The organism is Desulfotomaculum sp. 1211_IL3151 (assembly GCF_036763075.1).
Lineage (GTDB): Bacteria > Bacillota > Desulfotomaculia > Desulfotomaculales > Desulfotomaculaceae > Desulfotomaculum.
The window spans coordinates 43,356-57,804 of sequence record NZ_JBAIYV010000063.1 but is presented as its reverse complement, the minus strand read 5'-3'; the positions used below and the strand labels follow the sequence as shown (position 1 = coordinate 57,804).

Here is a 14,449-nt window from a genome sequence, read left to right as displayed (position 1 = left end):
TTCGTAAACATCCTTATTGGAGGAATGCTATTGTCCATATTTTTTTGTATTAAATCGAACATAAAAGGTTGTACCCTTGGTACTGGTATCGAAATTTATTACCGCATTGTGTCGGGCAGCTATACTATAACAAATACTTAGACCAAGCCCTGTTCCGTGGGCTTTGGTTGTAAAAAAAGGGGTACCTAATTTATTCATTATCTCGGGGTTGATCCCGTTACCTTCATCTTGCACCATTAAAACAACCATGTCCTCTTCCATATAGGTTTTGAGGGTAAGTTTGAAACCACTGGGCATAGCCTCCAGACCATTGCGGCAAAGATTTAAAATTACCTGCCTGATCTCCTTACTATTTAATAGCAGCTCCGTAATTTCATTGGTTTCTACCTGCAAGCCCTTACCCTGACTAACTGCGTCTGCTTGAATGAGGGGTTCAAGGGATTTCACGATGGAATTGAGATTTTGCTTTTCCAAATTAGAAGGCATGTTCTTACCAATAGAAAGAAACTCGCTGATAATGGAATTAGCCCGGTCAAGCTCTTGAATCATTAAATTGAAGTAGTCCTTATACATTAAACAATGATCTTTTCCCTGCAGCATTTGCAGGAATCCCCTGACAGTGGTCATGGGGTTTCTCATTTCATGACTAATCCCCGCGGCCATCTCCCCGATAATATTTAGCCGATCTAAGCGGACCATTTGTTCTTCCAAACTTTTTTTCTCAGTTATGTCTTGGACAAATACAATAATAAGCTCAATACTTGCATTGATATCCCGTGCTAAAAAAGCATTTAGCTGCGCCCAAATAGATTTGCCATCTTTCCGTATATAACACCGTTGCATTTCACAATAGTTTATTTTTCCATCTAATAAGTCCTTATATTTTCCCCCCATACTTTTAAGCTGGGTCAATTCATTGCTTACCCTTTCCTTTAATTCATCGTCCGTATAGCCTAACATTCTCTGAAAGGCTGGATTACTTTCCAAAAAGCTGCCTTCTGGATTTAGTAAGATAATACCGATTAGGGAATTTTCAAAAAAAGTACGAAACCGCCATTCACTTTTATGCAGTTCTTTTTCAGTACGTTGATGCTGCTCAATCTCCTTTTGCAGTTGTTGATTAACAAACAATAGTTCTTGGGTTCGTTGTTGTACCATAATCTCCAGTTGTTCCTGATGTTTGAACAGATTGACAAAGCCCACAATTTTGTATTTTAATGCCTTGGGGTCAATGGGTTTAAAAATATAATCAATGGCACCCAGGGCATAGCCTTTAATTACTTCCTCCGTGTCATGGTGGCTGGCGGTAATAAAAATAATGGGTGTTTGACGGGACCTTCCCCTAGATCGGATAAACTTTGCGGTTTCATAACCATCTAGTCCTGGCATACGCACATCTAGTAAAATTACAGCAAAATCCTCCTTCAAAACGAGCCTTAGGGCTTCCTCCCCTGAGCTTGCGGTGATCAATTGGTACATGGGGGAATCTAAAATACCCTCCAATGCTAGAAGATTTTCACGTCGGTCATCCACCATTAATATTTTTATTACACGTTCCATCCTTTTGAAATTCCCCCTAGCTTCCTGTATTCTATCGATGTCAGCCCACTACCTATACAGCCACACTTTCATTAAAGAAACCAATTGGTTAATATTCAGTGGCTTACTAATATAATCAGATGCACCAGCCTGTAAACATTTACTACGGTCATCCTTCATAGCCTTGGCAGTAAGGGCTATTATGGGAAGTTCTTCGTACCCGGCCATTTGCCTGATGGCTTGCATGGCCTCATAGCCATCCATTTCCGGCATCATAATGTCCATCAGTACCAGGCCGACGCCGGGGTTCTCCAGCAGCACGGACTGCGCTTCCCGTCCATTTTCTGCAAACAGGACTTCCATTTCCTGTTCCTCAAGGGCAGCAGTAATCGCAAAGATGTTGCGCATGTCGTCATCCACCACCAGCACCTTGTGCCCCTTGAGGGGTTTATCCCCAAAGTTATGGGTCTTGGCATCTGCCCCTTTGCTGATTTCTGTTTTATTTTCTGGAATAATCTCAACAGCTGCAGCAACCTCGGTCCGGTCAGTTTCAACATAAGGGGGAATGTAAATTGTAAAGGTACTTCCTTTCCCTTTGCTACTCTGTAGTTCTATATAACCACCTAATAGCCTGGTAAGTAAGCGACATATATAAAGTCCCAGACCTGTTCCCCCAAACTTGCGGCTGGTTGTACTATCCGCCTGATGAAAGGACTGGAAAATCAGCTCCTGTTCTTCCTCTGCAATGCCAATTCCGGTATCTGAGACGGAGAATGCTAATTGTTCGGATGTGCCTGAAGTCCTTTGGATCTTCAATCCTATACACCCTTCATGGGTAAATTTGAAGGCATTGGATAAAAGATTTTTTAAAATCTGCATTAATCTGTGTTCATCCGTAAAAAAGATTTTCGGCAGATTCTGATCCAGTTCAATCGTAAAATCTAACTTCTTCTGGTGAGCAACCGGGTCAAACTGGTTTTTTATACTCTTAACCAGTTTATCAAGGGAAATCATTTCAGGTTTTATATTTAATTTGCCCGCTTCAATCCTAGCCAGATCAAGAATGTCGTTAATCAAGGCCAATAGATCATTACCCGCTGCCAAGATCGTCTTGCCATATTCAATCTGCCTTGGGGTAAGGTTACCCTCCTTGTTTTGCACAAATATGTCGGCTAGAATCAACAGACTGTTTAGGGGAGTTCTTAGTTCGTGAGACATATTTGATAGAAATTGTGATTTATATTGGGAGCTAAGGGCTAATTGCTTGGCCTGTTCTTCTAATAACGTCTTGGCTTTTTGAAGCTCAAGGGCCTTTTGTTCGGACTCTTTATATTGATTTTCAATCCTTTCATTAAAGGTTTTCAATTCCTCAGACTGGGTTTTTAATTCCTCAGATTGAGTTTGTAATTCCTCTGTTAAGGCCTGGGATTCCGCCAGCAGTTTTTGAACTTGCATGTGACTGAGAATACGGTTTAGGGCAATGCCAATATTCCAGCGAACCTGCTCCAGTAGTTCCTGCTGCAGAAAACTCAACTCCGTAAAGGATGCCAGTTCCATAACCGCCATAACCTTTTCCCCAAACTCCACTGGCAATAGGGTAATGCATCTGGCGGGTGCTGTGCCAAGTCCAGATGTAATACGAATATATTGGTCGGGAATATTTCTAAGGTAAATCGCCTTGTTTTCCAGCAAACATTGCCCCACTAGACCTTCCCCGGCAGCAAAGCTCGCTGTTCCTACCTCCTGCCCATCACTGGCATAGGCTGCTGCTTTTACAAGCCTTTGTTGATGACCTTCACCTACAGAAATATAAAACACACCATAATTTGCTCCCACCATCGGAGGTATCCGACTTATAATTAGCTGAGCAAAGTTTTTAACATCCTGTACTCCCTGAAACAGAGACATTATTTCAGCAATCTTTGATTTCAGCCAGTGTTGTTCTTGAATTGCTAGGTTTCTTTCCTTTTCCTGACGGACGTGCTGCTCCAAGGCTTCCGCCATATTATTGAAAACTTCGGAAATCTCTCCAATTTCATCGCGCGATGCAATATCAAGGCGGGGTAGGGATGTTTTATCCTGGTAAGAGGAAACACCCTTCATAGCTATTGTAACTCGACTGAGATTTCCCGCAATATCCCTTATTAACCAAAATACAATGCTGCCACCCAAAACCATACCTACAAATACCAGCAGGGTAAAAATAACAATCACTCGATTATAAACTTCCTTTGAGCCGACCATCGCCGAATCCATTCCCTGTTTTTGATCGGCAGCAATTTCCTCCAGTAGGTGAACTAGCTTTGATCGAGTCTGTACAGAAGAATCCTGATATAGGACATTTTTAGCCTCATCTCGGTTACCTGATTGGACTAAGTCGTAAATACTTTTTTCAATTTGCAAATATTCATCGAAGGTCGTTTTAATATCAATGGTTAATTCCTTTAAAGCATCATCTTGAGCAACTTTCTCTAGGTTGGAAATAGCCATCCGTATTTCCTTGTTGGATTTTTCCATCTTCTTATAGGTCTCTAAGGTTGTGTTGTTTTCTTCTAAAATTAGATCCCTTAAATATCGGCTGGCATTATTAATCTCAAACTGAATGGTTGCAGTAAACTGCACCTTTTGGTAATCATCTTTTACAATTCCTTCTATTGTATTGTTTAACTTTTTCATCTGGTATATGGCACTGCCTGAAATTAGAAGCAAGATGATAAAAAGACCGCTCAGTCCTAAAAAAAGCCTTGTTTTTAGCCGCATCTCCTTTAAATCCCTTTCTTTCTTATTGCCTGGTAATATCTCATATCTTATTCTTTGAATCATTTTCAAAACCTTCTTTAAAGTTGTAATGTTTTGCAACTTTTGGCAAGGAAAAATCGCCTTATTTGTCGCAAGCCGGACCCATCAAAAAAGACTTGGCTGCCCACTAAGGACACCAAGTCTTTCAACAATTAGTTTACTAGAAAGTTATATTTACTGTTGCCAATAAATTTTCTTAAAATATCCTTTGCGTAACGGGTGTTCGCATCTCTGTTCAGGTAATTAATAATCTTATTAAAAACCCACCTGCGGATCGTCTCATCCTTTATTTCCTGCTCGATGGTGGAAAAAGCTTCTATAAAGAAACGACGCCATATTGGGTCCAAAGAAGAAAACCTGCTCCTTGGTAAACCATTCTTCTTTACCACCCTGAATCTTTGATCCAAGACAAACCCTAAATTTTTTAGGAGATCATTCATTTTTTGAATAACCACTGCCCTTATTTCTTGATCAATAATGCATTCATTTACCGCTGCAAAAATTATTTTGACAAGGTAGGAAAGTGACCAGCTTTTAGCCAGCGCCCTGGGAAACCAAATGAAAAAATAATGAAAAAGCAGGATTCCCGGCAGGAAGAAGCCTGTAACAACCGCTAACTTTCTGTACATATTAGCCTCCCCAAGCATTTGGGCTATTCCATATACCGTTACGATACTAAAAAACAGCATGCCCCAGTACTTCGTTTTTATTGTCATCACCCTCCCCCTAAAGTTACGCTCATACTATCATTAATTTTCACTGTTTCGCTTTAAATATATTTTAAAGCATTTACCACACCTTGCCAACCATTATCATATTATCTTTTCTTATCCTTCTGAAAGTAAAAAATGAGTTCCACCCGATGGTGAAACCCACTCTTTGTCCAAAAACTATTTCTGATAAAGTTCTGCACGCAACCTTTTAACTTCTTCATTTGTTAAGTATTCATCATAGGTCATTTGCCAGTCAATGAGACCGTTGGGGGTTATTTCTATGATGCGATTGGCAATGGTTTGGATAAATTGATGATCCTGAGATACGAATAAAATGGTACCATCAAACTTTATTAATCCATTATTAAGGGCAGTAATGGATTCTAGATCTAAGTGGTTGGTTGGTTCATCTAGGATCAATACATTGGCTCCACTAAGCATCATTCTGGACAGCATGCAGCGTACCTTCTCACCGCCTGAAAGAACCTGGCAATTCTTTTGGGTTTCTTCACCGGAAAAAAGCATTCTTCCCAGAAAACCACGAACATAGGATTCCTCTTGATCCCTAGAATACTGGCGCAGCCAATCCACCAGATTTAAATCAACATTAAAATAGTCAACATTGTCCTTTGGAAAATAGGCTTGGGAAGTGGACACACCCCACCGATAACTATTTTCTTCAGTGGCAGGCAGCTCACCCATTAAAACCTTAAACAATGTGGTTTTCACCAGACTATCAGGACCCACAAAAGCAATCTTATCCCCTTTGTTTACGGTAAAACTGAGGTTGTTGATAACCTGTTTCCCATCAATCGTAACACTTAGGTTTTCTATATCTAACAACTGCTTGCCAGCTTCTCGATCAGGCTTAAAATCAATAAAAGGGTATTTACGGGAAGAGGGTTTAATATCTTCCAAGGTTAATTTCTCCAACTGCCTTTTCCGGGATGTGGCCTGTTTAGCCTTAGAAGCATTGGAACTAAACCTTTCAATAAACCGTTGCAGATCCTTGATCTTCTCTTCTTTTTTCTTATTGGAATCTTTGGCTAACTGTAAGGCCAACTGGCTCGATTCTAACCAAAAATCATAGTTACCCACATACATTTGAATGTTACCAAAGTCAATATCGGCAATGTGAGTACATACCTTATTCAAAAAATGGCGATCGTGAGAAACCACGATAACGGTGTTCTGAAAATTATATAGAAACTCTTCTAACCAAGTAATCGCCTCTACATCCAAATGGTTGGTTGGTTCGTCCAGCAGAAGGATATCGGGATTGCCAAATAAAGCACGGGCCAACAAAACCTTTAATTTCTCAACCCCGTCTAATTCCTTCATTTTTTTATTATGAAGTTCATCATGAACCCCCAATCCATTGAGTAAGCGGGCTGCCTCTGATTCTGCCTCCCAGCCATTGAGCTCGGCAAATTCACATTCCAACTCCGATGCCCTGATACCATCAGCCTCGGAGAAATCTGGTTTGGCGTAAAGCTCATCCTTTTCTTCCATGATGGCATAAAGTCTTTCATGACCAGCCATGACCACTTTTAAAACTTGAAAATCCTCATAGGCAAAATGATCCTGTTTAAGAACTGCCAAACGCTCACCTGGGGTAATGATCACTTCCCCGGCACTTGGTTCGATCTCACCGGCTAATATTTTTAAAAAAGTGGATTTTCCGGCACCATTGGCTCCAATGAGTCCATAACAGTTCCCCGGTGTAAATTTTATATTGACATCCTCAAATAAGGCTCGTTTGCCAAACCTTAGTGCTAATCCATTTGTACTAAGCATTTATGACATACCATCTTTCTTTATATAATCTAGGCCAACAGCTTTTTATTATATCACATTTGTGTATTAAAGCTACTTAAAACCCTAAGTTAATAATTCTGCACATAAAAAAGGTGCTGATAAACATATCCAGCACCTGCCTTCAATGGCACTATATCTCAAGCGAATTCTTTCTGTTTCTTTTTAATTACTCCGGCACCTATGACGCCAAACGTTATCAATGCTATTAACAGATATTGTAAGGTTGGGCTGCCACTAAAATAATTCTTTATCAAGGGTTCATCCGTAATCATTTTTCCGGCAGTAATAGCAATTACACCTGCCCCTAGATAAATAATTACCGGGAACCTTTCTATCCACCTTATAACAATCGTGCTGCCCCAAACGACGATGGGAATGCTTATGAGCAAACCCAATACCACTAAGAGAAAACTGCCATGGGCCGTACCCGCCACTGCTAAGACATTATCAAGCCCCATCACTGCATCGGCAACGATAATTGTTTGAATGGCTGCACGGCTATTTTGACCTGCCTCAATATTATGGGACCTTTCCTCCACCAATAGCTTATAGGCAATCCAAATTAGAAGTAATCCTCCCAGCAATAACAGTCCAGGTATCCTGAGCAGCCAAACAACCACTAAAGTAGCCGCCGCCCGGACAGCGATGGCTCCAACCGTGCCCCAAATAATAACCTTCTTTTGTTGATCAAGGGGAAGGTTTCTTGCAGCAAGTCCAATAACAATGGCGTTATCCCCAGCCAATACTAAATCGATTAGGATAATAGCAAATAAAGCAGAAAAAAACTCTGCGGATAAAAACTCCATCCCGTCACCCTCTCTTATTTGTGTTTACTACATTTATTTTTGCCACAAATCAGAAAAACTAGCACGAGGGGTCAGGCTTGCAATACCGCAAGCCTGACCCCTTTAAAGAAAGGAAGTGCCGCTTGCTACTAAAAATAGCTTTGCGACACTTCCTTTTATGATCGTGGCCCAATATAAATTGGGCATTTTACCTTTTTGGCTAATGAGTTCAGATTAAACCTGAGACCAGCGGCTGCAGCTGGAGCCGTTGCATGGGGATTAGGCAAAATCAGTACGGCAGTTTCCTTTTCAACGGTCAGTTCCCTAATAACCTTTTCTGTTTTACCAATTCTCATCTCGGTCTCCACTTGGCCGCCTTTTTCTTTGACTTTTGCCGCAACCTCGGTTAGTACCTCTTCGGAATGTTTATGAAGGCCATCTTCAAACCAGTGAAAAAATCTCATCCGGGTTGAAGAAGTATTAATCCATTCATCCCCTAGTAAATTATTCCACCCTTCGTCCAAAATAAATACTGCCCTTAAGGGTAGCTTTAAAGCCAAAGACATCTCAGTGGCCATTTGACCTGCTGCATCCGCTGAAGGTGAACCATCTGTAATAAATAGGATTTGACCGTTCATTTGGAACCCTTCTTTCTATGTTCTTACAATATTATAACGATTATCATCACTAGGGCGGCACCAATAATAGCAGCTAAGTCCTCCGATTTTTCATTACTAAATAAAGACAATTGACGTTCTTCTTTTTTCTCGGACATATCTTTACCTCCTTATATGTTACCACTAGAGACTATCTTATATTAAAAAAACAATAGCACAACAATTAAGGAAAGTGCAGCCTTCAGGAAACCTGCGGTAGAACCAATAATCAGTGGCGTGCCCCCTGCTTTTCTCATTTCAGCAAAAGAAATCTGCAGGCCTAGGCCGGTAAGACCGATGGAGAAGAACCAACTATATATTTCACGGAATGCCACCAGATCAGCAGAAGCTGGTTCGGTAGGACCAAAGGCACCAAAGGAAGTTAAAGCAACAGTAGCGATAAAGCCAAGTACAAATAAAGGGAACTTGCTAAAGAAGGTTTTCTTAGCAGTAGCAGCAGAATCAACAGTTTTATCATCAGACATACGAGCATAAAGAATAGTAATCAGCAGAACCACCAAGGGCAGGAATACAACACGGGTTAAGTTGTAAATTTCACCTACTTTTAAGCTAATGGAAGGAACTTCTGGGGTACCTGGGTCAAAGGCAAGGGCCGCCGCCAATACTTGACCAGAGTTTAGGATACCCGTACCAGCCCACATTCCAAATTGTTCGGGAGTTAATCCCAAGAGGTGACCTAAAACAGGGAAAGTAAATAAACATACAATGCCGAAAGAAAGAATAGTAGCTATGGAGTAAGCAATGTCCTCACCTCTGGCTTTAACAGCCGGAGCAACTGCAACGATGGCGGATACACCACATACACCGGCACCGGCAGCAAGACAAGCAGAAGAACCAGGATGCATCTTATATTTCTTACCAAGCCACATGGTGAAAACAATTGTGCTGAACATGAAGGTGGCAATTAGGAAGATAGAGGTTGATCCTAACTTAGCCAGTTCAGCCAAGCTATAAAGTGATCCCAGTAGAATTACACCCATTTTGATAAAGACACGAGAAGTTTTCACGCCCATCTGGGCCCATGAGGGAATTCCAATGGTATTTCTAATTAACATACCGATGATAATAACAATGATAACGTGATTGATTTTTAATACCTTACCCAGGAAATTAGAGTTCGCTTTGATCCAGCCCTCAATACCGCCCCACTCACCGCCGAAGGATTTCGTACCCATTGCTAGTAAAGCAATGATAAACATAAACAGAACACCAGGTAATGCTTTAATCCATTTGCTAGACGTGCTCTCACTCACAAAAATACCTCCTTTTTGGTAGTAACAACTAACTAGTTTAAATTTGTTCTTGTTTACCCGGGCCTCCAAGAAGGTTGATAAGTATTTAAATACCCATCAAAAAACATTAATTTTTGAGCTCAAGGTAGTTATAACATCCACCTGACATTTATTATGTCATCTACACGACAATAAATTTGACACTACGGTTATGTATTTTTTGTCACAAATATCTAAACTAATTTTTTGATTAAATACTCTTTATTATGGCTCATTATGGCCTTTGTTAAGTTTCTTTTCTACCAACAACTTGAACATTATACTTCAGTTGTTGACACATTTGTGTCATTTTGTTGAATTATAAATTTCTAAAATGGTAAATGTTTATGGTATATTTAATAAAACACCAAATTATAAGAAACATGCTATTGACTATTGTATATTTTTATATCTATCTAAAAACAAGAAAAAAGGGTTGAGGTTTATGAACATTTTTGCCTTTTTTGAAACCTTCATTTGCCTAAGCACATTAGGCACTATCATTCCTACAATCTTTTTGGGAAAAAAACTTAAACCCCATTATCTGCCTCTTCATTTCATTCTATCTGGTCTTATGGTTGGGGTTTTATTATCATTGTCAAATACCCTAAGCCAGATAGGATTAAAAGATTTGTGGGGTATTCATACCTGGATACCTGTTTGCCTTAACTTAGTAATACTGGTTTATGTCATTCGTTTGCCTGTGCTTCGTCTAAAAAGTTGCTTAGAGATAAATTTTGTTATACAAACACTATTAATTTCAGGCCTTCCGATCCAAAATCAACTTTTTATTGAAAACACCTTGCTAAGCCAAGTGTTAACCTATACTGCCTTAACCGTAAGCATTATTTTTGTTTTTTATTACGCCAGTATTTTTTTATCTGCTTATTCTAACAGCAATAATATTACTAATCTTAGTACTTATTTGTACATCGTATTACTTGTTCTTATAGCCTTTAAGCCACTCTCCGAGGCTCAGACTTATATAACTTTTATTACCAATTTTGCCATTCAACTTGGCTTCTGGCCCCTAAGCATTTCCCTTTTCATTCATCTATTTCTCTTGCCAATCTTAAGCTTTATTCCCTATGGAATAATAAAATCCTTAACAGCCCATTATTAATAACAAAGACCGACGTTAAAATTTACGTCGGTCTTTGTTTAGCCAAGTATCGGAGCGTTATCTTTCTCTTCTTTTACCTTTTCTGCAAAGGGTTCGATAACCATGTCATTATCAATAGGAAACGGCGGAACTAACTCTTCTATATAGTCCTTGGGCAAGGGTATTGTTGCTTCAACCACCTGTCCTTTTTCATCCTTTTTTAGGACAACAAATTTATCCATTTCTTCTTTCGCCTCCTATATATCTTTTAAATGTAATTTCTCCTATTGTTTCCCGGTATAAGACCTTTCACTCTTTGTCTGCTTTTACTAGTACTGTATTTTTTCCTGTCCAACTGGCTAAAATTCTTGTAGAAGATATCTGTGAGGAGGCTATTTTATGACTGATAAGCAGATTCGCTTAACCACCGTTGAAGAATTGGCTCAATACCTGGAAAACCTAGGAGATCAGAACCAATATTTTCGGGCCATCCCCATATCAGGAACCCCGGAAGAATTTCTTTATAAAGGTCAGGAAAAAGCTGTGCTTCGAGAGAAAGACCAGAGGCTCTTTGACAATTTGGAGGATTTTATCTGCTACGCCTTTCAATGTGATCCAGAAGGTTACTCCCATACGGAATATGTAGACCTTGAAATACTAAAAGACCTGAGGTGAGATTGGTGGCAAAAGAAATAACCGCCCATATTCAACGGGCAGGTTATCCAATGTTGATATTATGTTTACTGCTTTCGAGAAAAACAAGTATTATGAAAATGGTCAGCATTTTGGTTAATCAATACACACGCCATAGATTTTTTGCCCTCTGGTGCCAACCACGATCATGTTGTCAAAAACTGCCGGGGAGCCTTCAATATTGGCACCTAGGGATATATAGTGAAAGATCTGACCGGTTTTCCCCTTGATAAAATACATTCTGCCTACTGAATCACAGACCACAAGGAATCCTTCGCCATTGGGGGCATACACGGCAACCGGCGAACTCCAACAGTAATTGGGGAGATTTAATTTCCATACTTCTTCGCCGGAATCTTTATCCAATGCAACCAGCAGACCTCCGTTGGGTGTACCGCACCGTGCCAGGTTGTAAATAACCAAATTAGCAATATCCTGCTTACCCAGCACGGGTGTGGCTAAGGCACCTCCATTGGTATGGGTGTTTAAATAACATTTGTATTGTTTTTCCCACTGGGGTTCGCCGGATAAAGCATCAAATTTACGAAGATAGGATTTGCCAGTATTCCCCTGTAGGTCAACCTCACAGGCAGTGTATAAGAATACCCTTTGAGGCTCTTCTTCTTCCAGTACCAATGTACTGTCTGTATCATCCGTTACATCCCTGGCCCAAACTGGTTTCATCTGGTTCGTATCGACACATTGCAATACCCCGCCATTGTCAGCAAAATAGGCGTAGTTTTTATATATAACCACGGAATTTTCGATACCCTGGTGGTTACCCTTATCGACAACCTTGTAGCGATACCGGATGATATCTGGCTTGACGGTTATCTGATTAATCTGTTCATTATAAAAACTATTTAATTTCACCTTATAAAGGATGCCATTTTCCCCACCCAATAGCATCGTATCGGTTTTACTATCTACCAAAGCAGTTGAATCAAAGGCTCCCCAGTTTCTGTAGGCAAATGGGTCATATCCCGGTAGAAAGAATAATGGATGTTGATCCAGTAAGCTAAAAATGCGGTAACCCATTTCTACCCTACGCCCATTATAACTGTCAATACCCTGCCCAACATAAAGTAACGGTAAGCCTCGGGGGTCTACTGAGACACTTCCCTTTACCGGCCCAGGGATTTTAATAACGGGTCTGGTGTATTCGCCATCTTCAAGATCTAAAAAATAAACATTGCCATCCAGGGTTGCGTAAATGACCTCTTTAAGACCTTCCCTCTGTTTTTTAGCCGGGGAAATATTCATTTTATTTTTCCATTCATCATCCCATTGGACAATGGCTGGTTGCCCATTCCAGCCTACACCTGTCCATTCACCCAGTCTGCCGATTGGTCTGCTCCAAACTACCCTTAGCTGGCCCTTATGCATATCCGCAATGCCGTAACTTGCAGTGTCACGATAATTATTACCCCGGAAACAGGTCACTCCGGCCAAACTACTATAATCAGAGTCCATGTTGATTTGCTGGGTATCTTGATATTTTTCAACCAGTTGGTCATTAACCTTTACTTGATGAAATAGCTTCTCAGATATGGAGTTACTGGTATGTATGACATCGGTCAACCGGACTGGTTCTTGGCTGAACTTCTGATTATGCCCAGCAGATCCTGCTGTTGTATGATGGGTTGTATTGGCTTCAGCCTTGATGGGTTGACCTGTCAGGTGATTTAACCATAAAGTATAGCTTACTAACAGCATCATAAAGAACAGGTTTCCCTTTTTATACCCAAACATCAAAACCAACTTCTTCCATATAATTTTTTAAAAACTTACTTTTATCTGTATATGAATCCGGTCATGATTTATCATTGTATTCCATATTCTCTTCAAAATATTACGTTCCTCCTATGGCAAACTGTTTAGACAATATCTCACATAAAATTCAAATAAATTACAGTAAATAAACTACGAGAGTGTTGCAAAACTACTTAATTAGCAGCAATCAACACTCTCTTATCATATAATCTACTTTGCATGGTATAGAAAAGAGTCTGAGTCAATAATGAATATGACCTTGGTCCGTGAGCCTTGGACCATGCAAAATCATGGCTCACGACCCAAAGCCCAAGGCCAATAAGGCTGACGGCTGATTTAAATTTCCAAACCAATATTAATCTCAATCGACCCAGCCTCTGTGATTATTTCCACCATAAGACTTTTGACCTGACTGATTCTGGCCGTGATATTTTTTCCCACTACCAGGGTGGGTGGTGAAATATTGGTTTCCAGGCCGATGTTTTCGAGGGAGATGGCCGCATTGGCTGTAACCATGTTCGCTAACTCACTGATAGCGCTTTGGGCCATTTCATCAAAATTTTCCACTGGCATCCCCCCCATCATGATGGAAGCGATATTTTTAGCAGTGTCTTCGGCCATACCATAGGCCACATTGCCTCGGATTTTTTTTGTTAGACCCACAATGGCTGTGATATCTCTGGTGGCCATCAGTTTTTCCTTGAGGGATAGATTGCCTCGCTTTACTGCCTGAAAGCCTAACTGGGGTAATATCTCAGCAAAGGCATCCACAAAGGGAGCATACTTTTTAGCATCCATTTTTATCTTCCCCCCTCAAAGCCGATACTTACCACGATTTCTCCCAGCGGGGTTGCCGCATTGATAATTTCCGACTGGATTTTGGGACTGGTTATACAAATATCTTCACCACAAAATATACCGGGGGCAGTAAGCATGAGGTTAAGACCCTTATTGGCATTATTGGCATGGGTAATGGTATGACCGGAAATGATATTGCCTAACTCTGCCATTGTATCCATTACTTCTTCTTCATTTAATTCCTCTTCGCCGTTAATAATTTGACTCAGTTTAATGGCTGTGGTTTTACTGGTATCAATAATAATCCGCCCGGGTCTTTTCCCTGTAATCCCAAAGATAACTGCCATTCCCCTGGAAATAAAGGTTTGCGCCTGTGGTTGGGGCTCGCCAATATCACAGTTTAGCTGAGCCATTTCCAAGAGGTTATCCTTTAGGGCAGTGGCAAAAAAGTTCACATAATTATTACCCATCATGTCCTCCG

At 40.4% G+C, this 14,449-nt stretch carries 14 protein-coding genes; 3 read left to right on the top strand and 11 right to left on the bottom strand.

Annotated elements, in window-relative coordinates; translation table 11 throughout:
• Positions 1 to 27 precede the first annotated feature (27 nt).
• The 7 genes from V6C11_RS17980 to V6C11_RS17950 all read right to left on the bottom strand — a co-directional run bounded on the left by V6C11_RS17980 (position 28) and on the right by V6C11_RS17950 (position 9,584).
• Entirely contained in the window at positions 28 to 1,560 is a 1,533-nt protein-coding gene (locus tag V6C11_RS17980; protein WP_333532585.1) for a PAS domain S-box protein, read from the bottom strand.
• A gap of 48 nt (positions 1,561 to 1,608) precedes the next feature.
• Positions 1,609 to 4,362 (bottom strand): ATP-binding protein, encoded by a 2,754-nt coding sequence (locus tag V6C11_RS17975; RefSeq protein ID WP_333532584.1) that lies wholly within the window; start codon positions 4,360 to 4,362, stop codon positions 1,609 to 1,611.
• A 128-nt stretch (positions 4,363 to 4,490) separates the two neighbouring features.
• The gene (locus tag V6C11_RS17970; protein ID WP_333532582.1) at positions 4,491 to 5,054 is read right to left on the bottom strand and encodes a hypothetical protein; all 564 of its coding nucleotides are present in this window, start codon (positions 5,052 to 5,054) and stop codon (positions 4,491 to 4,493) included.
• A 174-nt stretch (positions 5,055 to 5,228) separates the two neighbouring features.
• The gene (locus tag V6C11_RS17965) at positions 5,229 to 6,848 is read right to left on the bottom strand and encodes an ABC-F family ATP-binding cassette domain-containing protein (RefSeq protein ID WP_333532581.1); all 1,620 of its coding nucleotides are present in this window, start codon (positions 6,846 to 6,848) and stop codon (positions 5,229 to 5,231) included.
• 158 nt (positions 6,849 to 7,006) lie between these two features.
• Positions 7,007 to 7,675, bottom strand: a complete 669-nt coding sequence (locus tag V6C11_RS17960; protein ID WP_333532580.1) for a TerC family protein — start codon at positions 7,673 to 7,675, stop codon at positions 7,007 to 7,009.
• A gap of 155 nt (positions 7,676 to 7,830) precedes the next feature.
• The gene (locus V6C11_RS17955; RefSeq protein WP_333532579.1) at positions 7,831 to 8,292 is read right to left on the bottom strand and encodes a universal stress protein; all 462 of its coding nucleotides are present in this window, start codon (positions 8,290 to 8,292) and stop codon (positions 7,831 to 7,833) included.
• Positions 8,293 to 8,471: 179 nt separating this feature from the next.
• The gene (locus tag V6C11_RS17950; RefSeq protein ID WP_333532578.1) at positions 8,472 to 9,584 is read right to left on the bottom strand and encodes a YeiH family protein; all 1,113 of its coding nucleotides are present in this window, start codon (positions 9,582 to 9,584) and stop codon (positions 8,472 to 8,474) included.
• A 463-nt stretch (positions 9,585 to 10,047) separates the two neighbouring features.
• Between V6C11_RS17950 and V6C11_RS17945 the strand changes: the two genes are divergently transcribed.
• On the top strand, positions 10,048 to 10,725 hold the full coding sequence (locus V6C11_RS17945) for a hypothetical protein (protein ID WP_333532577.1): 678 nt from the start codon (positions 10,048 to 10,050) through the stop codon (positions 10,723 to 10,725).
• 38 nt (positions 10,726 to 10,763) lie between these two features.
• Here the strand turns inward: V6C11_RS17945 and V6C11_RS17940 are convergent, their stop codons facing one another.
• Positions 10,764 to 10,946, bottom strand: a complete 183-nt coding sequence (locus V6C11_RS17940) for a hypothetical protein (protein ID WP_333532576.1) — start codon at positions 10,944 to 10,946, stop codon at positions 10,764 to 10,766.
• Between the two features lie 157 nt (positions 10,947 to 11,103).
• Between V6C11_RS17940 and V6C11_RS17935 the strand changes: the two genes are divergently transcribed.
• Positions 11,104 to 11,379, top strand: coding sequence for a hypothetical protein (locus V6C11_RS17935; protein WP_333532574.1), 276 nt, complete (start codon positions 11,104 to 11,106; stop codon positions 11,377 to 11,379).
• 61 nt (positions 11,380 to 11,440) lie between these two features.
• Positions 11,441 to 11,497, top strand: coding sequence for a hypothetical protein (locus V6C11_RS18760; RefSeq protein ID WP_442886099.1), 57 nt, complete (start codon positions 11,441 to 11,443; stop codon positions 11,495 to 11,497).
• Here V6C11_RS18760 and V6C11_RS17930 read toward each other — a convergent pair.
• The 3 genes from V6C11_RS17930 to V6C11_RS17920 form a co-directional block, all read right to left on the bottom strand.
• Positions 11,494 to 13,149: an outer membrane protein assembly factor BamB family protein gene (locus V6C11_RS17930; protein ID WP_333532573.1), complete on the bottom strand. Its 1,656-nt coding sequence runs from the start codon at positions 13,147 to 13,149 to the stop codon at positions 11,494 to 11,496. The two genes, V6C11_RS18760 and V6C11_RS17930, sit on opposite strands and share 4 nt — an antisense overlap.
• Positions 13,150 to 13,506: 357 nt before the next feature.
• Complete coding sequence (locus V6C11_RS17925; protein ID WP_333532572.1) at positions 13,507 to 13,968, bottom strand: chemotaxis protein CheX; 462 nt, start codon at positions 13,966 to 13,968, stop codon at positions 13,507 to 13,509.
• Between the two features lie 2 nt (positions 13,969 to 13,970).
• Positions 13,971 to 14,438, bottom strand: a complete 468-nt coding sequence (locus tag V6C11_RS17920) for a chemotaxis protein CheX (protein ID WP_333532570.1) — start codon at positions 14,436 to 14,438, stop codon at positions 13,971 to 13,973.
• Positions 14,439 to 14,449 lie beyond the last annotated feature (11 nt).